Consider the following 20,680-nt stretch of genomic DNA (forward strand, 5'->3'; position numbering starts at 1 on the left):
TGGTGCCCTACACGCTCGATTCGAACGACATGCGCTTTGCCACGCCGCAGGGCTTCAATACCGGCGAGCAGTTCTTCCAGTATCTGAAGGACGCGTTCGACGTGCTGTACGCCGAAGGCGATCCGCAGGGGCTGAACCAGCCGAAGATGCTGTCGATCGGCATGCATTGCCGGCTGCTCGGACGCCCCGGCCGCTTCCGCGCGCTGCAGCGTTTTCTCGACTACGTGCAATCGCACGACAAGGTCTGGATCGCACGCCGCATCGATATCGCGCGGCACTGGATCGAGACGCATCCGTATGCCGGACCCACGCCCCAGGCGACGCTGACCGCCGTGCAGGGCGATCTGTCGCTGGCGCTCTGAAGGAGCGGGGCAAATGGCGAGATGGGACGTTTCGGGCCGGTGCCGCCCGCTTTGTGTACGATATGCGGATCGTTCGTCGCCAATCGCGGTGACAAAGTCCACCGCGCATCGTCACAATGTCATCACTTCGCAAGTCGAACGGCGGCAAGACGGCCGCCGCCTCGGCGCCCACGCCGGCCGCGCGCAAGACCGCCGCCGGCAAATCCGCCGCCCGCAAGACGGCGTCCCGCACCGCCTCGTCGCCCGCTGAAGACGCGCAGACCATGACCGCCGAGGCAGTCAACGCAGCCGCCAATGCAGCCGCCAATGCAGCCGAGACGCCGGAAAGCGGCACCGCGGAAGCCTCGGCCACCGAGGCGATCTATCTGAGCCTGCTGTCCGCGATCATGGAACACCGGCTGCTGGCCGGCACCAAGCTGGTCGAGGAACGGCTGTGCGAGGTCACCGGGGCCAGCCGGGCGCGCATCCGCCAGGTGTTCGCCCGGCTGGCGCACGAGAAGCTGGTCACGCTGGTGCCGAACCGCGGCGCCTTCATCGCCAGCCCGACGGTCGAGGAGGCGCATCAGGTGTTCCAGACGCGCCAGGTCATCGAGCCCGAACTGGCCGCCACGTTGGCTCGCCACGCGACGCCCGCCAAGGTCCGCAGCCTGCAGCGGCACGTGCAGGAGGAGGACGCGGCGCGTGCACGCGGCGACCGCGCCGCGGTGATCCGGCTATCGGGAGAGTTTCACATCCTGCTGGCAGAGATGGCGGGCAACGCCATTCTGGAGAAGGTCATCCGCGAGATGGTCTCGCTGACCTGTCTGATCATCACGCTGTACGACCGGCCGGGCGCGCCGGCCTGCCCGGAGCATGAGCACCGCGATCTGATCGGGGCGATCGAGAAGCGCGACGAGAGCGCGGCCCGCGCGCTGATGCGCGAGCATCTGGAGCATATCGAAGGGTCGCTGGACCTGACGGTGACCGAGGCCGGCGCGCCGGACTTCTACAGCATCTTCAACAAGGGCTGAGCCCGGCCCTGCCCGGGCCATTCGGCACAATCGGGGCAATCAGGACAGCAGCTGCTTCATGTCCTTGACGATCGGCTCGGTGCCCTGGCCATGGCGGATGAACAGCCGCAGCCGCCCTTCCGGGTCGAACACATAGCTGCCGGCCGAATGGTCGACCGTGTAGTTGCCGGGCGCGCTGCCTGGCACCTTGGCGTAGAACACCTTGAAGTCCTTGGTCAGCTGGCGCAGCGCCGCTTCGTCGGCGGGCCGCATGCCCAGGAAGCGCGGATCGAAGGCCGGCACGTACTGGGCCAGCAGCTGCTGCGTGTCGCGCTCCGGATCGACGGTGATGAACAGCACCTGGACGCGATCGGCGTCGGGGCCGAGCTGTTCCATCACGTTCTTCCACTCGACCATCGTGGTCGGGCAGACGTCGGGGCAATGGGTATAGCCGAAGAACATCACCACCGCCTTGCCCTTGAAGTCGGCCAGCGTGCGCTCCTTGCCGGTGTGGTCCGTCAGCTTGAAGTCCTTGCCGAATTCGCTGCCGCCGGTCACGTCGATATTCTGGAAGGTCGGCTTCTGCTGGCCGCAGGCGGCCAAGCCCGCCAGCGCGAGCGCCAGCAGCGCGATCCGCAGAATGCGCGGCAGACTGGCCAGGGACGGGAAGACGGGCGAGGAAAACAAGGCAGTGCGCATGGTGTCGGTTCGGTTATCGGCTTGTCAGCGTGTCGGCATGGAGAGCCGGAGGTGGCGCGGCAGGCGCGCTGGCGGCAGCGGCTAGTATCGCCGATCGCGGCGCAGCGGGCCGCCGCCGCGACATCTTGTCGCGGCCATCGCGGCATCGCGGCCGTGATGCCATCACGCCATCACGGCTGCGGCACGAACTTGAAGTAGTGGTCGATCAGCAGCGCGGCGAACAGCAGCGACAGATAGAGGATCGAGAAGCGGAAGGTGCGCTGCGCCAGCGCATCCGAGTACTGCCGGTACAGCTTCCACGCATAGGCCAGGAAGATGCCGCCCAGCACCAGCGCCGCCACCAGATAGATGTAGCCGCTCATGCCGTAGACGAAAGGCAGCAGCGTGGCCGCGATCATCACCAGCGTGTACAGCAGGATGTGCAGCAGCGTGAAGCGCTCGCCGTGCGTGATCGGCAGCATCGGCAGGCCCGACTTCGCATAGTCGGCACGGCGGTACAGCGCCAGCGCCCAGAAGTGCGGCGGGGTCCAGGTGAAGATGATCAGCACCAGGAACCAGGCCTCGGCCGGCACGTCGCCGGCCACCGCGGCCCAGCCCAATGCGGGCGGCATCGCGCCGGACAGGCCGCCGATCACGATGTTCTGCGGCGTGGCGGGCTTGAGCAGGATCGTGTAGACCACCGCGTAGCCGACGAAGGTGGCGAACGTCAGCCACATCGTCAGATCGTTGGTGAACACGTGCAGCAGCCACATGCCGGCGCCGCCCAGCACCAGCGAGAACATCAGGATCTGGCTGGTGCCGATCTCGCCGGTGGCCGACGGCCGCCACGCGGTGCGGCGCATCAGCGCGTCGACCTTCTGTTCGACCAGGCAGTTGATCGCGAACGCGCCGGCGGCCAGCAGCCAGATGCCGGCGGCGCCGCCGATCAGCACGCGCCACGGCACCATGCCCGGCGTGGCCAGGAACATGCCGATGATGGCGCAGAAGACCGCCAGTTGCGTCACGCGCGGCTTGGTCAGCGCGGCGTACTGGCGGGCGAGGTGGCGCAGCCGGCTGGGCGGTTGCTGGGTCTGGGTAGCGGTGGTGGCCACGGGAGTCTTGTCTTTCATGAGGCGCGCGCGGTGTCGGCCGGGCGGTTTGCGCCGGCGGCATCGGGGGCCGGGGCAGCATCGGCAACCCGGTCGGCAGCGGCGCGATCGAATGAAGCGGGGGCCGCGGCAGTGACGGCACGGGTCGCAAGCCCAATATTGTAATTGAGCCGGACCAACAGCATCAGCAGCACCGCCGCGCCGCCATTGTGGGCGACTGCCGGCAAAAGCGGCCAATCGAGCACGATATTCGACAAACCGGTCGCCAACTGCAACACCAGCACCGCCAGCAGCCAGTGCGAAGCGCGCGCCAGCGGCGCGAAATGGCGGGTCCGCAGCGCGAACCACGCCAGATAGCCCAGCACCACCACGGCAAACCCCCGGTGCACCCAATGGATGGCCACCAGCGCCGAATGGGGAATGTAGGCGCCGTCTGCCGTCATGCCGAGCGGGCGCCACAGCGTAAAGCCATGGCGAAAGTCCATTTCCGGAATCCACTGGCCGTTGCACAGCGGGAAGTCGGTGCAGGCCAGCACCGCGTAATTGGTGCTGACCCAGCCGCCGAGGAAGATCTGGAGCACCAGCAGCGCCAGCGCGATCCGTCCCGGCCAGCGCAGGCGCGCCGCCGCGGGGGCAATCGCGCGCGGCGGGTCGCTGCGCGAACCCAGCCAGATCAGCGCGGCCAGCAGCGCCATGCCGAGCAGCAGATGGGTCACCACGATGATCGGCTGCAGCTTCATCGTGACCGTGAAGGCACCGAAGGCGCCCTGCACGCAGACCAGCAGCAGCACGCCGGTGGCGAACCACGGCGATTGCTTCAGTTCGCGTCGCTTGCTCCAGGCCAGCACCGCCAGCGCGATGATCAGCACGCCCACCGCCATCGCAAAGTAACGGTGCAGCATCTCGATCCAGGCCTTGGCCCAGGTCACCGGCCCGCTCGGCAGCGCCGTTTCGGCCGCGCGGATATGCTCGACCGCCGCATAGGGGTTCGAATGGCCGTAGCAGCCCGGCCAGTCCGGGCAGCCCAGGCCGGAGTCGGTCAGCCGCGTGAAGCTGCCGAACATGATCAGGTCCAGCGTCAGGAAGGCGGTGATCCAGACCAGCTTGCGGTATTTGTCGCGGCTGCCGCGGGCCAGCACATAGCTGAGCGGCAGCAGCGCCAGCAGCAGGCCGATCAGGGCGAGTTGAGTCAGCATGGGCCCTCCATCAGCCGATGCGGTTGTACTTGAGCAGGCGGCTGAGGTCCGAATGCACCTTTTTCGGGTCCGGGTCCTTGGGGAACCGCATCATCAGATTGCCGAGCGGGTCGACCAGGTACAGCGTGGCCTCGGCCGGCTGTCCCTCGGCGGGCGGCAGCCAGCCGCGGATCTGCTCCCGGTTCATGCGCAGGAAGCGCACGCCGGCATAGGGCTCGTTGTAGGCGGCGCTCAGCCGCGGATCGATCGGGCCGTCGTCGCCGATCAGCCAGACCGGCACGATGCGCTCGCGTTCCTTGCCCTGTCCGGCGCGGATCTGGCGAATCGTGAACAGCTTCTTCGCGCAGGCCTCGTCGCAGGCGGCGCTGTCGGTCGACACCAGCAGCCACTTGCCCTTGAAGTCCTGCAGCGGCACCGCCTGGCCGCGCTCGTCGGTCACGCGCACCGCCGGCGCCGGGCGCTGCGGTTCGATCAGCGTGCCGTAGTTGGTCTGCCCGCCGGCCGGCCGGAACACGTAGTAGGTCAGATACGAGGCGATGACCGGCGAGGCGCAGACCAGCAGCAGCAACAGCATCTGGATCCGTCCGCGGCGCGTGCGGGCATCGATGCGCGGATCGCTGCGGGAGTCTTGCGGCGCGGCCGGCTTGGCCGTGGCGGGATCGGAAGGCATGGATAGTCGTCGGAGTGATTAATCGTCGTGGCGGGCGCCGCCCGCGGGCGCCGTGGCCGTGGCCCGGCCGTCATCCGCCGGCGTGGCGCGGCGGCGGGCACGCCGCCAGGTCAGCACCACCAGCAATACGAGCGTCAGCGCGGCCAGACCATACCACTGAAACGCATAGCCGTAGTGGCGCTCGACGCCGAGGTCGGCCGGCGCCCAGTCGCGCGCCAGGCCATCGCCGCTGTCGCTGCGCTGCTGCAGCACGAACGGCTGCAGGGGCGTACCCAGTTCGGCGGCGAAGGCGTCCAGGTCCAGGTTCTGCCGGATGCGCTCGCCGCGCTGGGCGTCGGGGCCGCCCAGCTGATAGACCTTCGGCACGTCGGCCAGTGCCACGCCCTGCACGGTCACCGTGCCCTCGGGCGTCGGGAACGGCGCAATGCGGGTGCGGTCCTGTGCATCGCGCGGCAGCCAGCCGCGCAGCACCAGCACGGCGCGGGGGGCTTCTGTGCCGGCCGCATCGTCGGGCCGCAGCGGCGTCAGCACCAGAAAGCCGGAGCGGCTGTCCTGCCCGTTGCCGTGCGGCCGGTTTTCCAGCAGCACGGTGTGGGCCGGATCGAAGCGTCCGCGCACGACTACGTTGCGCGAGACCAGTTCGGCCGCGGGCAGCGGGGGCGGCGCCGTGCCGATCCGCAGCGGCGGCGCATCGGCCAGCGCCCGCAGGCGCTCGGCGCGAGCGATCTTGTCGTGAGCGCGGCCGAGCTGCCAGTTGCCCAGCGCACAGGTCACCGCGATGACCGCCAGAGCGGCCACCGTCGGAACCGGGCTCAGCGCGCGCAGCAGTTTCATCGCGGGAACGGCCCCACAGACGCGGTGCGATAATGACGCACCATTGCCCCGACCGCCGCCATGCGCATCGTCATCGTCATCGCCTTCATACTGATCGTCTCCAGCCTGGCTTCCGCCCTGTTCTTCATGATGCGCGACCGTGGCAAGTCGAGCGCGCATATGGTCCGTTCGCTGACGGTACGAGTCGGCCTGTCGATCGCGCTGTTCCTGTTCATCCTGTTCTCGTACTGGATGGGATGGATCGAAAGCACGGGCATCCGCACGGGGCCGTAGCACCGGGCAGCTTCAAGACAGCCGACAAAAAGCAAGCGCCGCAGGGGTGGACTCCTGCGGCGCTTGCTTCTTGTGCTGGCAGGGAACGCACGGCAATCCAGCATTCTAAAGGATCGCCGCGGCGGGCCGCCCCTGCATCCGTGTCGCCGCGATCACCGGCATTTCGGTACATAACTGAAACGCGATTTGTAAATCATGCGAATGAAACGCGAGCCGCTGCGTCATTCGCCCATTTTGATTCAGATCAAAGAAACTTTTCGTTCCGTTTTTACCGATCGATATGGCATGTTAATGTGGCTTGCACGCGAATTTGCAATTTCGCGTTCGCCCACTACTATCAAAAGCCGCCCCATAAATCGCCTCGTCGGTGCGCGTGCGCATGCACGTGCGGGATGGCTGTTGCCGCGGTTTTCCGCAGCGCCGACACGCGGGCACGATCGGAGCCGTCATGAGCCATTTTCTCGACCGCTTGCGTTACTTTTCGACGGAGCGCATCGCATTCTCCAATGGACACGGTGCCGTCACCGACGAAGACAGAAAATGGGAGGACGGTTATCGCCAGCGCTGGCAGCATGACAAAATCGTGCGCTCCACGCATGGGGTCAATTGCACCGGTTCCTGTTCCTGGAAAATCTATGTCAAAGGCGGCATCGTGACATGGGAAACCCAGCAGACCGACTATCCGCGAACCCGTCCCGATCTTCCCAATCACGAACCGCGCGGCTGCTCGCGCGGCGCCTCCTATTCCTGGTATCTGTACAGCGCCAACCGGCTCAAATATCCGCTGGTGCGCAGCGCATTGGTCAAGCTGTGGCGCGAGCGCCGCCAGTCGATGGAGCCGGTCCAGGCCTGGGCCTCGATCGTCGACGACGAGCAGGCGCGGCGCGGCTACCAGGCGCGTCGAGGGCTGGGCGGCTTCGTCCGTTCGAGCTGGGACGAGGTCAACGAGATCGTCGCCGCCGCGAACGTCCATACCATCGCCCGGCATGGCCCGGACCGCGTGGTCGGCTTCTCGCCGATTCCGGCGATGTCGATGGTGTCCTACGCCGCCGGCGCGCGCTATCTGTCGCTGCTGGGCGGCGTCTGCCTGAGCTTCTACGACTGGTACTGCGATCTGCCGCCCGCCTCGCCGCAGACGTGGGGCGAGCAGACCGACGTGCCGGAATCGGCCGACTGGTACAACTCGACCTTCATCGTGATGTGGGGTTCGAACGTGCCGCAGACGCGCACGCCCGATGCGCACTTCATGACCGAGGTCCGCTATCGCGGCACCAAGGTGGTGTCGATCTTTCCCGATTATGCGGAGGGCGCCAAGTTCGGCGATATCTGGCTGCATCCGAAACAGGGCACCGACGCGGCCCTGGCGCTGGCGCTGGGCCATGTCGTGCTGAAGGAATTCCATCTGGCGGCCGGCCGCAGCCATTACTTCGTCGATTACTGCCGCCGCTATACCGACATGCCGTGCCTGGTCCGGCTGGTGCCGCATGGCGACGGCTATGTGCCCGAGCGGCTGGTGCGTGCCGCCGATTTCGACGACGCGCTCGGACAGGCCAACCGGCCCGAGTGGAAGACCGTGATGATCGACGAGACCACCGAGCGCGTGGTCGTCCCGCTCGGCTCGGCTGGTTTCCGCTGGGGTCAGCAGCAGGACGGCAAGCCTGGCGAAGACGCCGGCAAGTGGAATCTGCGGATGGAAAGCGCCGACGGCACGCCGATCGTGCCGCGGCTGTCGCTGGCGCAGGGGCACGACGAGGTCGTCGACGTGCAGTTTCCCTATTTCGGCAACGTCCCGCATCCGCACTTTCCGAATACCGGCCATGCCTCGGTGCTGTCGCGCCGGATCGGCGCGCGCCGCATTGCCACGCGCAACGGCGACATGCTGGTCGCCACGGTCTACGACCTGTTCATCGCCAACTACGGGCTGGACCAGGGCCTGGGCGGCCGCGATGTCGCCGCCTCGTACGACGACGACCTGCCGTACACGCCGGCCTGGCAGGAGGCGATCACCGGCGTCAAGCGCGCCGACGTGATCGCGGTGGCGCGGCAGTTCGCCGAGAACGCGCACAAGACCGAGGGCAAGTCGATGGTGATCCTCGGCGCGGGGCTGAACCACTGGTTCCATATGGACATGTCCTACCGCGCGATCATCAACCTGCTGATCATGTGCGGCTGCGTCGGCAAGTCGGGCGGCGGCTGGTCGCACTACGTCGGCCAGGAAAAGCTGCGTCCGCAGACCGGCTGGACGCCGCTGTCGTTCGGCCTCGACTGGTATCGCCCGCCCCGCCAGATGAACGCGACCTCGTTCTTCTACGCGCATACCGACCAGTGGCGCTACGACCCGATGGACCCCGGCGCCCTGCTGTCGCCGCTGGCCGACAAGTCGCAGTTCCATGGCGCGCCGATCGACTACAACGTGCGCGCCGAACGGATGGGATGGCTGCCGTCCGCCCCGCAACTGCTGCAGAACCCGCTGGAGCTGGGCCGCGAGCTGGGCCACCGACTCGCCGATCCGGCCTCGGCCGGCAGCGTCGTCGCCGACGGCCTGAAGTCCGGCGCGCTGCGCATGGCCTGCGAGTACCCCGACGATCCGCGCGCCTTCCCACGCAATCTGTTCGTCTGGCGCTCGAACCTGCTGGGCTCGTCCGGCAAGGGGCACGAATACTTCCTCAAGCATCTGCTGGGCACCACGCATGGCGTGCAGGGCGAGCAGATCGGCGAGGGGCGTCATGGCGAGGTGCCGCGCCCCGAAGAGGTGGCCTGGCACGAGCGCGCGCCCGAGGGCAAGCTGGACCTGCTGGTGACGCTGGACTTCCGCATGTCGACCACCTGCATGTACTCCGACGTCGTGCTGCCGACGGCGACCTGGTACGAGAAGGACGACATGAACACGTCCGACATGCATCCGTTCATCCATCCGCTGTCGGCGGCGGTCGATCCGGCCTGGCAATCGAAGAGCGACTGGGAGATCTTCAAGGGCATCGCCAGGCGTTTCTCCGAACTCGCGGAAGGCCATCTCGGCGTCGAGCGCGACGTGGTGCTGTCGCCGATCGGCAAGGACACGCCGGCCGAGCTGGCCCAGCCCTTCGATGTCCGCGACTGGAAGCGCGGCGAATGCGAGCCGCAGCCCGGCCGCACGATGCCGTCGGTGACCGTGGTCGAGCGCAACTATCCGGCCACCTATCGCCGCTTCACCTCGCTGGGGCCGCTGATGGACAAGCTGGGCAACGGCGGCAAGGGCATCGCCTGGAATACCGAGGACGAGGTCCGGTGGCTGGGCGAGCTGAACCAGCGCACGCCCGATTCGAATGATCCCGACCACGCCGGCCCGAGGCCGCGCATCGATTCGGCGATCGACGCGGCCGAGGTGATCCTGTCGCTGGCGCCGGAGACCAACGGCGCGGTCGCGGTCAAGGCATGGCGGGCGCTGTCGGCGCTGACCGGCACCGACCACACGCACCTGGCGCAGGCGCGCGCGGACGAGCGGATCCGCTTCCGCGACATCCAGGCACAGCCGCGCAAGATCATCTCGTCGCCGACCTGGAGCGGCATCGAGTCCGAGCACGTGTCGTACAACGCGGGCTACACCAATGTGCACGAGCTGATTCCGTGGCGCACGCTGACCGGGCGTCAGCAGTTGTACCAGGACCATGCGTGGATGCGCGCGTTCGGCGAATCGCTGTGCGTCTACAAGCCGCCGATCGACACCGGCAGCTATGCGGGCATGGTCGGCACGCGCTCGAACGGCAATCCCGAGATCGTGCTGAACTTCATCACGCCGCACCAGAAGTGGGGCATCCACAGTACCTACACCGACAACCTGCTGATGCTGACGTTGTCGCGCGGCGGACCCATCGTGTGGATCGCCGAGGACGACGCCAGGCAGGTCGGCATCGTCGATAACGACTGGATCGAGTGCTACAACGCCAACGGCGCGCTGTGCGCGCGCGCCGTGGTCAGCCAGCGCGTGCCGCGCGGCATGGTGATGATGTACCACGCGCAGGAGAAGATCGTGAACACGCCGGGGTCCGAGATTACCGGCGGGCGCGGCGGCATCCACAACTCGGTGACGCGTGTCTCGCTCAAGCCGACCCACATGATCGGCGGCTACGCGCAGCTCTCGTACGGCTTCAACTACTACGGCACCGTCGGCGCCAACCGCGACGAATTCCTGATCGTGCGCAAGATGCGGCGCGTGGACTGGCTCGACGATGCCCCGCCCGATCCGCTGAATCCGGCCACCGAACACAAGATCCGCGAAGGAGAGGCCCGATGAAAGTGCGCGCGCAGATCGCCATGGTGATGAACCTGGACAAATGCATCGGCTGCCATACCTGCTCGGTGACCTGCAAGAACGTCTGGACCAGCCGCGAGGGCATGGAGTACGCCTGGTTCAACAACGTCGAGACCAAGCCCGGCATCGGCTACCCGAAGGACTGGGAGAACCAGCAGCGCTGGCGCGGCGGCTGGACCCGCAAGGCCAACGGCCGGCTGGAGCCGCGCCTGGGCAGCAAGTGGCGGATCCTGGCGCAGATCTTCGCCAATCCGCGCCTGCCCGAGATCGACGACTACTACGAGCCGTTCACCTTCGACTACGCGCATCTGCAGGACGCGGGCGACAGCCGCGCGATGCCGGTGGCGCGGCCGCGCTCGCTGATCAGCGGCGAACGCCTCGAGAAGATCGAATGGGGCCCGAACTGGGAGGAAATCCTCGGCGGCGAATTCGAGAAGCGCTCGCAGGACTACAACTTCGAGCAGGTGCAGAAGGACATCTACGGGCAGTTCGAGAACACCTTCATGATGTACCTGCCGCGCCTGTGCGAGCACTGCCTGAATCCCGCCTGCGTGGCGGCGTGTCCGTCCGGCTCGATCTACAAGCGCGAGGAAGACGGCATCGTGCTGGTCGACCAGGACAAATGCCGCGGCTGGCGCATGTGCGTGTCGGGCTGCCCCTACAAGAAGATCTACTTCAACTGGCACAGCGGCAAGGCGGAGAAATGCATCTTCTGCTATCCGCGCATCGAGGCCGGCGAGTCGACCGTCTGCTCGGAGACCTGCGTCGGCCGCATCCGCTATCTGGGCGTGCTGCTGTACGACGCGGACCGCATCGAACAGGCGGCGAGCGTCGAGTCCGAACAGGACCTGTACGAGGCGCAGCTGTCGCTGTTCCTCGACCCCAACGATCCCGAGGTGGCGGCGCAGGCCGAGCGCGACGGGGTGCCGGCCAGCTGGATCGAGGGCGCGCGCAAGTCGCCGGTCTACAAGATGGCGATCGACTGGAAGATCGCCTTTCCGCTGCATCCCGAGTACCGCACGCTGCCGATGGTCTGGTACGTGCCGCCGCTATCGCCGATCAACGCCGCCGCCAACAGTGGCGAGCTCGGCATCAACGGCTACCTGCCCGACGTCGGCTCGCTGCGCATTCCGCTGCGCTACCTGGCCAACCTGCTGACCGCCGGCGACGAGGCGCCGGTCAAGCTGGCGCTGGAGCGGCTGCTGGCGATGCGCGCCTATATGCGTGCGCGGCATGTCGACGGCATCGACGCGCCCGGCGTGCTGACGCAGGCGGGGCTGAACGTCGCGCAGGTCGAGGAGATGTACCGCTATCTGGCGATCGCCAACTACGAGGACCGCTTCGTCATCCCGACCTCGCACCGCGAATACGCCGAGGATGCCTTCGACCTGCGCTCCTCGTGCGGCTTCTCGTTCGGCAACGGCTGCTCGGACGGACGCTCCGAGACCAGCCTGTTCAGCACCAAGAAGGGCAATCGCAAGATCCCGATCCGCCAGGAGTTCTGACATGTTCGCCGACGTCTTCCCGCGTTCCGCAGCCCCCTCGCCGGCCACCTTCTCGCTGTTGTCGGCGCTGCTCGACTATCCCGAGCCCGCGCTGCTCGACGCCGTGCCGGAGGCGCGCCGGCGCGTGGGCGGGGACCGCTCGCTGCCGCGCGACAGCCGCACCGACATCGCACGCTTTCTCGACTATCTGGCCGCGCGCGGGCCGCTGACGCTGCAGGAGAACTATGTCGCGCTGTTCGATCGCGGCCGCGCGACCTCGCTGCATCTGTTCGAACACGTGCATGGCGAATCGCGCGATCGCGGACAGGCGATGGTCGATCTGCTGCAGATGTACGAACGGCACGGGCTGCGGCTGCAGCCGGGCCATCTGCCGGACTACCTGCCCGTCTTCCTCGAATACCTGTCGCGGCTGCCGGGGCCCGATGCGCTGGCGCTGCTGGCGGAGACCGGCGAGATCCTGCAGTCGATCGCGACCCAGCTGGCGCAGCGGCGCAGCCACTACGCGCTGCTGCTCGGCACGCTGCTGCGGATGATCGGCGAGCGCCCGCCTGCTGTCACGCTGCCCGACCTCGCGGCGGCGGACGCGGACGATGCCGCGCGCGTGCCGAGCGCGGCCGACTATCGCGAACTCGACGCGGCCTACGCCGACGAGCCGGTCCGCTTTGTCGGCGCCGGGCAGCCCGCGGCAGAGCCGGTCCGCTTCTACGACAAGCGCCCGGTGCGTTGAAACCCCGCGCTGAAATCGCGCGCCGAACCATTCCGAACGAGGGCCGCCATGACGCACTACCTGCATACGTTCCTGTTTGGCATCTACCCCTATATCTGCCTGGTGGTGCTGCTGCTCGGCAGCCTGATCCGCTTCGACCGCGAGCAGTACACCTGGAAGAGCGACACCTCGCAGCTGCTGCGGCACCGCTCGCTGCAGATCGGCAGCAATCTGTTCCATTGGGGCATCCTCGTGGTCGTGATCGGCCATTTCGTCGGCTTTCTGGCACCGCACTGGCTGGTATCGCCGTTCCTGTCGGCCTCGGGCCATCAGCTGCTGGCCATGGTCGGCGGCGGCGCGGCCGGCGTGGTCGCCATCATTGGCCTGTCGATCCTGATCTGGCGGCGGATGTTCGACGCGCGGATCCGCCGCAACAGCCGCGTCTCGGACATCGTGATCGTGCTGATGCTGTGGGTGCAGCTGGCGCTCGGGCTGTGGACCGTGGTGCTGTCGATGCGGCATATGGACGGCGTGCTGTTCGAATCGCTGACCAGCTACGTCAAGGGCATCGTGACCTTCCAGCCCGCCGCCGCCGACATGCTGCGCGGCGTGCCGCTGACCTACCAGCTGCATATCCTGCTCGGCTTCACGCTGTTCCTGGTGTCGCCGTTCACGCGGATGATCCATATCTGGAGCGGCATGGGCACGGTCGCCTATCTGGTGCGGCCGTTCCAGCTGGTGCGCAAGCGCTGACCCTGCCGTGATGGAGACATCGTGATGAACGACACCACCATGGCGGCCATCGCCCCGGCCAGCGTCAATGGCGTTGCGATCGGCGCCGATGCGATCCACGCGGAGAGCCTGCTGTACCCCGAAGACCCGGACGCGATCGCCAACGCCCGGCGCGCGCTGGCGATCCGCGAACTGCTGCGGCAACGCGCGGTGGCGCTGGGCATTGTCGGTGCCGGGGCCGAGCTCGACGACGCCACGGTCGACGCAGCGGTCGACGCACTGATCGCGCGCGAGGTCAGCGTGCCGGCGCCGACCGAGGCCGATTGCCGCCGCTATTACGACGGCCACCCCGCGCGGTTCCGGCGCAACGACATCGTCTACGCGAGCCATATCCTGTTTGCGGTCACCGGCGGCGGCGCGCTCGCGCCGGTCCGGCACCAGGCCGAGCAGACGCTGCGGCAGCTGCTGGCGCAGCCCGAGGACTTCGAGGCGGCCGCGCGCGAGATGTCGAATTGCCCGTCGGCGGGCGTCGGCGGCAGCCTCGGCCAGCTGCTGCGCGGCGACAGCGTGCCGGAGTTCGAGCAGGCGCTGTTCGACGGCCAGGCGCTGGGCGTACTGCCGGGGCTGGTCAAAACGCGCTTCGGTTTCCATATCGTGCGGGTCGAGCGCCGCGTGCCCGGCGAGGCGGTGCCGTTCGACGAGGCCAGGGCCGAGATCGCGCGCTTTCTCGGCGAGCGCGTGCGGCACAAGGCGAACCAGCAGTACATCGCGATCCTCGCCTCGCAGGCCAGCCTCGTCGGCGTGGAGCTGGGCGAGGCCAACGGCCCGCTGGTGCAGTAGCGCAGCGGCGATCATCGATCCTGAAGCTCCCCGAGGAGAACGACATGAGTTCGACGGCGAACGTGACGGCGGTCGGCAGCGGCACCAGGGTGTCGGCGCAGGCGTGGTCGGTGCTGATCGCCAGCACGCTGGCCTTCATGGTCTGCTTCGTGGTCTGGATGATGTTCGGTGTCATCGGCGTGCCGCTGCGCGACGAGCTGGGCCTGAACAGCACGCAATTCGGCCTGCTGACGTCGACGCCGGTGCTGACCGGCGCGCTGATGCGGCTGCCGCTGGGCGCGTGGACCGACCGCTTCGGCGGCCGCATCGTGATGACGGTGCTGCTGGCGGTCTGCGCGCTGCCGGTGTTTGCGGTCAGCTATGCCACCGCGCTGTGGCAGTTCCTGCTGATCGGGCTGTTCCTCGGCTGCGTCGGGGCGTCGTTCGCGGTGGGCACGCCCTATGTGGCGCGCTTCTTCCCGGCCGAGAAGCGCGGCTTTGCGATGGGCTTCTTCGGCGCCGGCACCGTCGGCGCGGCGGTGAACCTGTTCATCACGCCGGCGCTGCAGCAGGCCTACGGCTGGCGCGCCGTGCCGCGCGTCTATGCGGTGGCGCTGCTGGTCACCGCGGTGCTGTTCTGGCTCGCCTCGGCACGCGACCCGGGCGCCGGCAAGCAGGGCGGCTCCTGGACCGAATCGTTCAGGGTGCTGCGCGATCCCAGGGTCTGGCGGCTGTGCCAGTACTACTCGATCACCTTCGGCGGCTTCACCGCGCTGTCGCTGTGGATGCCGCAGTATCTGCAGGGCCAGTACGGCATGACGCTGATGGCGGCCGCCGCCTTCGCCGCGGGGTTCTCGCTGCCCGGTTCGGTGCTGCGCGCGGTCGGCGGGCTGCTGGCCGATCGGCTGGGCGCGCACAGCGTGACGTGGTGGGGCCTGTGGGTCGCGTGGATCTGCCTGTTCCTGCTGTCGTATCCGCCGACCGATTTCACGATCCACACCATCGACGGTCCGCTGACGATCGCGCTGCACACGCCGATGGCGGCCTTCGTCGTGCTGACCTTCGTGCTGGGCGCGGTGTTCGCGTTCGGCATGGCGTCGACGTTCAAGTATGTCGCCGACGATTTCGCCGGGAACATGGGCGTGGTCACCGGCATCGTGGGACTGGCCGGCGGCGTCGGCGGCTTCCTGCTGCCGATCCTGTTCGGCGCGCTGATCGACCTGACGCGAGTCCGCTCGAGCTGCTTCATGCTGCTCTACGGCATCGTCTGGGTGTCGCTGATCCTGATCTATTTCGCCGAGGTGCGGCGTACGCCGGTGATGGGCGGCGGGGGCGTTGTGCGGGCCGGTGCCGCCTGAGGCAAGGTCGCAAATCCCGCAAACCCGCCCAATGAAAAAGGGGGCGCGATGCGCCCCCTTCCTTGCTCCTGCGAGCGGGTGCCCGCTTACAGCCAGTACACCACGACGTACAGGAACAGCCAGACCACGTCGACGAAGTGCCAGTACCAGGCGGCGCCTTCGAAGGCGAAGTGATGGTCCGGCGTGAAATGTCCCTTCAGCACGCGGATCAGCACCACCGTCAGCATGATGGCGCCCATCGTCACGTGGAAGCCGTGGAAGCCGGTCAGCAGGAAGAAGGTCGAACCGTAGATGCCCGAGGTCAGCTTCAGGTTCAGGTCCGCGTAGGCGTGCATGTATTCATAGACCTGGAAGCCCATGAAGACCGCGCCCAGCAGGATCGTCAGCACCAGGCCCTGCACGACCTGGCTGCGCTTGCCGGCCAGCAGCGCGTGGTGCGCCCAGGTCAGCGTGACGCCCGACATCAGCAGCAGCGCCGTGTTGATGGTCGGGATCGGCCACGGGCCCATCGCCTCGTACGGCTCGACCGTGCCGGCCGGACCGGCGTTCGGCCACACCGCGGCGAAATCGGGCCACAGGATCTTGTTGTTCAGGTCGCCCAGCCACGGCATCGTGTAGACGCGGGCGTAGAACAGCGCGCCGAAGAAGGCGCCGAAGAACATCACCTCGGAGAAGATGAACCAGCCCATCGACCAGCGGTACGAGATGTCGATGCGGCGGCCGTACATGCCCCCTTCCGACTCGCCGATCGCGTCGCCGAACCAGCTCTTGAGCACGAACAGGAACCACAGGATGCCCAGCACGCAGACATAGGGCGCCCACGGCTGGCCGTTGACCCACCCTGCCGCCCCGGCGGCGGTCAGCAGCAGGCCGAGGCTCGCCGTGATCGGATGGCGCGACGGGCCCGGTACGAAGTAGTACGGAGCGTTTGCGCGATTCGCACTCATTCTGTTTTCTCCAGCTCAGATCTCTGATTCATCGTTATACGCCGGCTGCCCGAGGGCGGACGACGCTCTGTCTTCTGTTGCCTGTTCCGGCCGGCTTGCCTGCTCGCCTGCTCGCCTGCCCGCCTGATCGCCTGCCTATCCGCCAACCACCAGGCGGACGATGCCGATCAGCACCACCACCAGGATCACGGCGCCCAGCACACCGGCGACGATCACATGGATCGGGTTCAGGTTCGCCATGTCGCGATCGTGTTCCGCACCCTTGCGCAGGCCGATGAACGACCAGAACACCGCGCGCAGCGTCTGCCAGAACGACATCTTGCGTTTGACCGCGTCCTTCAGTTCGTCCATGGCAGCCCCTCCTCTACTGCGTTCAGCTGCCGGCGCTGGCCGGCGGCTGGTCGAGATGGCCCTGCGGCGCGGGCGCCAGCGGGGTGCCGATCTCGAAGAATGTGTACGACAAGGTGATGTTCTCGACGTCCTTGGGCAGGTCGGGGTCGATCACGAACACCACCGGCATCTCGCGCGATTCCTTTGCCTTCAGCGTCTGCTGCTGGAAGCAGAAGCACTCGAGCTTCTTGAAATACTGGGTCGCCTGCTTCGGCGCGTAGCTCGGAATGGCCTGCGCCGAGATATCGCGGCTCTGCCCGTTGGCGACCTCGTAGACGATGGTCGCCATCTCGCCCGGATGGACCTGCATGCTGGTCTTGACCGGACGGAACGCGAACGGGCCGCGGGCGTTGGAATCGAACTCCACCGTGACCGTGCGGCTGGTGTCGACCTGCGTGTTCTGGCTGACCTTGCCGGCGCTGGCGCCGTAGAGCTCGCGCGTGGTGACGACGTTGATGCCGGTGATCTCGCAGATCTTCTTGTACAGCGGCACCAGCGCATAGCCGAAGCTGAACATCACAGCCACGATCACCAGCAGCCGCAGCATCATGCCGCGGTTGAAACGCTTGTCGTCGACGTCGCCGGTCGGAACCGGCTGCTTCGTGCTCATCTCGATACCTTGCAGCGGGGGTCAGCCAAGCCAGGTCATCTTGGCGAAGAAACCCAAAAAGAAGACCAGCACGATCGACAGCAGGATCAGGCCGAGACGGCGATTGGCGGCCTTGCGATCGGTCGGCGATGGGCTTTTGTTTGGATGCTGCATCGAATTCTCGAATAGGGAGCGGCCGCGGTGGCCGCCGTGGCCGGTGCGGCGGGCGGGGCCGCAACCTGCAACCCCGTATGCCCGCCACCCCGCCTTGCCGAATGCCGTTACCGGACCTGCGGCGGCACCTCGAAGGTGTGGAACGGCGCCGGCGACGGCACGGTCCACTCCAGGCCCTCGGCGCCTTCCCACGGCTTGTCGGCCGCGACTTCGCCGCCGCGGTACGACGGCAGCACCACGAAGAAGAAGAAATACACCTGCATCAGGCCGAAGCCCAGCGCGCCCAGCGACGAGATCGCGTTGAAGTCCGCGAACTGGATCGCGTAGTCCGCATAGCGGCGCGGCATGCCGGCCAGCCCGAGGAAGTGCATCGGGAAGAAGGCGATGTTGAAGAAGATGATCGAACCCCAGAAGTGGACCTTGCCGCGGGTCTCGTTGTACATGAACCCGCTCCACTTCGGACCCCAGTAGTAGAAGCCCGCGAACAGCGCGAACAGCGAGCCGGCCACCAGCACATAGTGGAAGTGCGCCACGATGAAGTAGGTGTCCTGGATCTGGATGTCGATCGGTGCCACCGCCGGGATCAGGCCAGTGAAGCCGCCGATGGTGAACACGAAGATGAAGCCGATCGCAAACAGCATCGGGGTCTCGAAGGTCATCGAGCCCTTCCACATGGTGGCGATCCAGTTGAAGATCTTCACGGCCGTCGGCACCGCGATCAGCATCGTCGCGTACATGAAGAACAGCTGGCCGGTCACCGGCATGCCGGTGGTGAACATGTGGTGGGCCCAGACGATGAACGACAGGATCGCGATCGAGGCGGTCGCGTAGACCATCGAGCTGTAGCCGAACAGGCGCTTGCGCGAGAACGCCGGCACCACCTGGGAGATGATCCCGAACGCCGGCAGGATCATGATGTAGACCTCGGGGTGGCCGAAGAACCAGAAGATATGCTGGTACATCACCGGGTCGCCGCCGCCGGCCGCCGAGAAGAAGCTGGTGCCGAAGTGGCGGTCGGTCAGGACCATGGTAATGGCGCCCGCCAGCACCGGCATCACGGCGATCAGCAGGTAGGCGGTGATCAGCCAGGTCCAACAGAACATCGGCATCTTCATCAGCGTCATGCCGGGCGCGCGCATGTTCAGGATGGTGACGATGATGTTGATCGAACCCATGATCGACGAGGCCCCCATGATGTGCATGGCGAAGATCGCCATGTCCATGCCGGGGCCCATCTGCACCGACAGCGGCGCGTACAGCGTCCAGCCCGCGGCGGTGGCGCCGCCCGGCACGAAGAACGACAGCGCCAGCAGCAGCGCGGCGGGCGGCATCAGCCAGAAGCTGAAGTTGTTCATCCGCGCGAACGCCATGTCGGAGGCGCCGATCTGCAGCGGGATCATCCAGTTCGCGAAGCCCACGAAGGCCGGCATGATCGCGCCGAACACCATCACCAGGCCGTGCATCGTGGTGAACTGGTTGAACAGCTCGGGGCGGAAGAACTGCAGCCCCGGCTCGAACAGCTCCAGGCGGATCAGCAGCGCGAGCACGCCGCCCGAGATCAGCATCGTGAAGGAGAACAGCAGGTACAGCGTGCCGATGTCCTTGTGGTTGGTGGCAAACAGCCAGCGGCGCCAGCCATGCGGATGATCGTGGTGTTCGTCATGCGCGTGGTCGTGCGGATGGGCGAGTGCGTCCGGGGTAGCAGTACTCATCGCGAAAACTCCTGAATTCCTGTTCTAACGTCCACGCGCTCAGCTCGCGGCGCCCTGGGCGCCCGCGCTGGCTTGTTCGGCGGCGGGCTTGGCGTCCGCCGGTGCGCCCTGCGCCGACTTGGCGCCGCCGCCCTCGGGGAACTTGCCCGCGCGCGCATTGACGAAGTCGGCCGGCTGGATCACTTCGCCCGTCTTGTTGCCCCAGGCGTTGCGGGTGTAGGTCATCACGGCAGCCAGCTCGGTGTCGGACAGCTGCTTCCACGACGGCATGCCGCCCTTGCCCTCGAGCAGGATGTGCATCTGGTCGGCCTGCGGGCCATTGACCATCTTGGAGCCGTCCAGCGCCGGGAAGGCGCCGGCGCCCTTGCCGTTGGGCTGGTGGCAGACCGCGCAGTTGGCGGCGTAGACCTTCTCGCCGCGCACCTTCAGCTCGTCCAGGGTCCAGGTCTTGTTGGGATCGTCGGCCGCGGCGGCCATCGCCTTCTTCTTCTCGTCGACCCACTTGGTGTATTCGGCGTCGGTCACCACGCGCACCACGATCGGCATGAAGGCGTGTTCCTTGCCGCACAGCTCGGCGCACTGACCGCGGTAGACGCCGGTCTTCTCGGCGCGGAACCAGGTGTCGCGCACGAAGCCGGGGATCGCATCCTGCTTGACGCCGAAGGCCGGGATCATCCAGGCGTGGATCACGTCGTTCGCGGTCGTGACGATGCGGATCTTCTTGTTGACCGGCACCACCATCTCGTTGTCCACCTCCATCAGGTAGGTGTTCGACTTGGGCGCCTCGTTGTTGATCTGCTCGCGCGGGGTGGTCAGGGTGGACACGAAGGAGATCCCCTCGCCCTCACCCTTCAGATAGTCGTAGCCCCACTTCCACTGGTAGCCGGTGGCCTTGATGGTGATGTCGGAGTTGGTGGTGTCCTTCATCGCGACCACGGTCTTGGTCGCCGGCAGCGCCATGCCGATCACGATCAGGAACGGGATGATGGTCCAGACCACCTCGACCGTGATGCTTTCGTGGAAGGAGGCGGGCTTGGAGCCCTTGGCCTTGCGGTGCGTGAAGATGGAATAGAACATCACGCTGAACACCGCGATGAAGATCACCGTGCAGATGATCAGCATCATCCAGTTCAGCCAGTGAATCTGCTCGGCGATCTTGGTGACCGGCTCGGTCAGGTTCAACTGACGAACGGCGGGACCGCCCGGCATGTCTTCGACAGCGAGGGCTGCCTGGCTGGCGAGCAGGGAAGCGCCTGCCAGACACGCTGCGGATGCCTTCTTCCACATTTTCATTTGTTGTCTCTACCCAAATTACAGATTCGAATCTGCCCCTCGCTCCCAGCGGT

The 20,680-nt window shown here is 66.8% G+C and carries 20 protein-coding genes and 1 pseudogene; 9 read left to right on the top strand and 12 right to left on the bottom strand.

Annotated features, from left to right (window positions below; translation table 11 throughout):
* Nucleotides 1–362, top strand: a pseudogene (locus J5T34_RS00280) (allantoinase); the annotation flags it as partial.
* 116 nt (nucleotides 363–478) lie between these two features.
* Entirely contained in the window at nucleotides 479–1,372 is an 894-nt protein-coding gene (locus tag J5T34_RS00285) for a GntR family transcriptional regulator (protein ID WP_208577353.1), read from the top strand.
* A gap of 39 nt (nucleotides 1,373–1,411) precedes the next feature.
* On the opposite strand, the gene J5T34_RS00290 is transcribed toward J5T34_RS00285, so the two are convergent.
* The 5 genes from J5T34_RS00290 to J5T34_RS00310 form a co-directional block, all read right to left on the bottom strand.
* Nucleotides 1,412–2,050, bottom strand: a complete 639-nt coding sequence (locus J5T34_RS00290; protein ID WP_244258605.1) for an SCO family protein — start codon at nucleotides 2,048–2,050, stop codon at nucleotides 1,412–1,414.
* Nucleotides 2,051–2,220: 170 nt separating this feature from the next.
* A complete protein-coding gene (gene cyoE, locus J5T34_RS00295) occupies nucleotides 2,221–3,159 on the bottom strand; it encodes a heme o synthase (protein WP_208577355.1) in 939 nt (312 codons plus the stop codon).
* Nucleotides 3,156–4,334 carry a COX15/CtaA family protein gene (locus J5T34_RS00300; RefSeq protein WP_208577357.1) on the bottom strand — a complete coding sequence of 393 codons (1,179 nt, stop codon included), beginning with the start codon at nucleotides 4,332–4,334 and terminating at the stop codon, nucleotides 3,156–3,158. The genes cyoE and J5T34_RS00300 overlap by 4 nt, the downstream gene beginning before the upstream one ends.
* A gap of 10 nt (nucleotides 4,335–4,344) precedes the next feature.
* A complete protein-coding gene (locus tag J5T34_RS00305) occupies nucleotides 4,345–5,004 on the bottom strand; it encodes an SCO family protein (protein WP_174108886.1) in 660 nt (219 codons plus the stop codon).
* Nucleotides 5,005–5,022: 18 nt separating this feature from the next.
* Nucleotides 5,023–5,838: an SURF1 family protein gene (locus tag J5T34_RS00310; protein WP_208577359.1), complete on the bottom strand. Its 816-nt coding sequence runs from the start codon at nucleotides 5,836–5,838 to the stop codon at nucleotides 5,023–5,025.
* A 60-nt stretch (nucleotides 5,839–5,898) separates the two neighbouring features.
* On the opposite strand from J5T34_RS00310, the gene J5T34_RS00315 reads away from it, so the two are divergent.
* Nucleotides 5,899–6,111: a twin transmembrane helix small protein gene (locus J5T34_RS00315; RefSeq protein WP_006577163.1), complete on the top strand. Its 213-nt coding sequence runs from the start codon at nucleotides 5,899–5,901 to the stop codon at nucleotides 6,109–6,111.
* 337 nt (nucleotides 6,112–6,448) lie between these two features.
* Here J5T34_RS00315 and J5T34_RS23865 read toward each other — a convergent pair whose 3' ends face one another.
* Nucleotides 6,449–6,685, bottom strand: a complete 237-nt coding sequence (locus J5T34_RS23865) for a hypothetical protein (RefSeq protein ID WP_244258635.1) — start codon at nucleotides 6,683–6,685, stop codon at nucleotides 6,449–6,451.
* Here J5T34_RS23865 and J5T34_RS00320 point away from each other — a divergent pair.
* Genes J5T34_RS00320 through J5T34_RS00345 form a run of 6 tightly spaced genes read left to right on the top strand, consistent with a single transcriptional unit; the run spans nucleotide 6,581 to nucleotide 15,522 of the window.
* Entirely contained in the window at nucleotides 6,581–10,384 is a 3,804-nt protein-coding gene (locus J5T34_RS00320) for a nitrate reductase subunit alpha (RefSeq protein WP_244258625.1), read from the top strand. The two genes, J5T34_RS23865 and J5T34_RS00320, sit on opposite strands and share 105 nt — an antisense overlap.
* Nucleotides 10,381–11,907: a nitrate reductase subunit beta gene (gene narH / locus J5T34_RS00325; protein WP_208577363.1), complete on the top strand. Its 1,527-nt coding sequence runs from the start codon at nucleotides 10,381–10,383 to the stop codon at nucleotides 11,905–11,907. The genes J5T34_RS00320 and narH overlap by 4 nt, the downstream gene beginning before the upstream one ends.
* A gap of 1 nt (nucleotide 11,908) precedes the next feature.
* Nucleotides 11,909–12,634 (top strand): nitrate reductase molybdenum cofactor assembly chaperone, encoded by a 726-nt coding sequence (gene narJ, locus J5T34_RS00330; protein WP_208577365.1) that lies wholly within the window; start codon nucleotides 11,909–11,911, stop codon nucleotides 12,632–12,634.
* Between the two features lie 48 nt (nucleotides 12,635–12,682).
* Nucleotides 12,683–13,366: a respiratory nitrate reductase subunit gamma gene (narI, locus tag J5T34_RS00335; protein ID WP_208577367.1), complete on the top strand. Its 684-nt coding sequence runs from the start codon at nucleotides 12,683–12,685 to the stop codon at nucleotides 13,364–13,366.
* Between the two features lie 24 nt (nucleotides 13,367–13,390).
* Complete coding sequence (locus J5T34_RS00340; RefSeq protein ID WP_208577369.1) at nucleotides 13,391–14,185, top strand: peptidylprolyl isomerase; 795 nt, start codon at nucleotides 13,391–13,393, stop codon at nucleotides 14,183–14,185.
* 44 nt (nucleotides 14,186–14,229) lie between these two features.
* Nucleotides 14,230–15,522: an MFS transporter gene (locus J5T34_RS00345; protein ID WP_208577371.1), complete on the top strand. Its 1,293-nt coding sequence runs from the start codon at nucleotides 14,230–14,232 to the stop codon at nucleotides 15,520–15,522.
* An 86-nt stretch (nucleotides 15,523–15,608) separates the two neighbouring features.
* On the opposite strand, the gene J5T34_RS00350 is transcribed toward J5T34_RS00345, so the two are convergent.
* The 6 genes from J5T34_RS00350 to coxB all read right to left on the bottom strand — a co-directional run bounded on the left by J5T34_RS00350 (nucleotide 15,609) and on the right by coxB (nucleotide 20,627).
* On the bottom strand, nucleotides 15,609–16,469 hold the full coding sequence (locus J5T34_RS00350; RefSeq protein ID WP_006579795.1) for a cytochrome c oxidase subunit 3: 861 nt from the start codon (nucleotides 16,467–16,469) through the stop codon (nucleotides 15,609–15,611).
* A gap of 135 nt (nucleotides 16,470–16,604) precedes the next feature.
* The gene (locus tag J5T34_RS00355; protein ID WP_149317134.1) at nucleotides 16,605–16,820 is read right to left on the bottom strand and encodes a DUF2970 domain-containing protein; all 216 of its coding nucleotides are present in this window, start codon (nucleotides 16,818–16,820) and stop codon (nucleotides 16,605–16,607) included.
* A gap of 22 nt (nucleotides 16,821–16,842) precedes the next feature.
* Entirely contained in the window at nucleotides 16,843–17,469 is a 627-nt protein-coding gene (locus J5T34_RS00360) for a cytochrome c oxidase assembly protein (protein ID WP_208577373.1), read from the bottom strand.
* A 21-nt stretch (nucleotides 17,470–17,490) separates the two neighbouring features.
* Nucleotides 17,491–17,622, bottom strand: a complete 132-nt coding sequence (locus J5T34_RS23870; protein WP_217435719.1) for a cytochrome oxidase small assembly protein — start codon at nucleotides 17,620–17,622, stop codon at nucleotides 17,491–17,493.
* A gap of 107 nt (nucleotides 17,623–17,729) precedes the next feature.
* Nucleotides 17,730–19,334, bottom strand: coding sequence for a cytochrome c oxidase subunit I (gene ctaD / locus J5T34_RS00365; protein ID WP_023263844.1), 1,605 nt, complete (start codon nucleotides 19,332–19,334; stop codon nucleotides 17,730–17,732).
* A gap of 39 nt (nucleotides 19,335–19,373) precedes the next feature.
* Nucleotides 19,374–20,627, bottom strand: coding sequence for a cytochrome c oxidase subunit II (gene coxB / locus J5T34_RS00370; RefSeq protein WP_208577375.1), 1,254 nt, complete (start codon nucleotides 20,625–20,627; stop codon nucleotides 19,374–19,376).
* Nucleotides 20,628–20,680: the final 53 nt, after the last annotated feature.

The organism is Cupriavidus gilardii (assembly GCF_017598945.1).
Lineage (GTDB): Bacteria > Pseudomonadota > Gammaproteobacteria > Burkholderiales > Burkholderiaceae > Cupriavidus > Cupriavidus gilardii_E.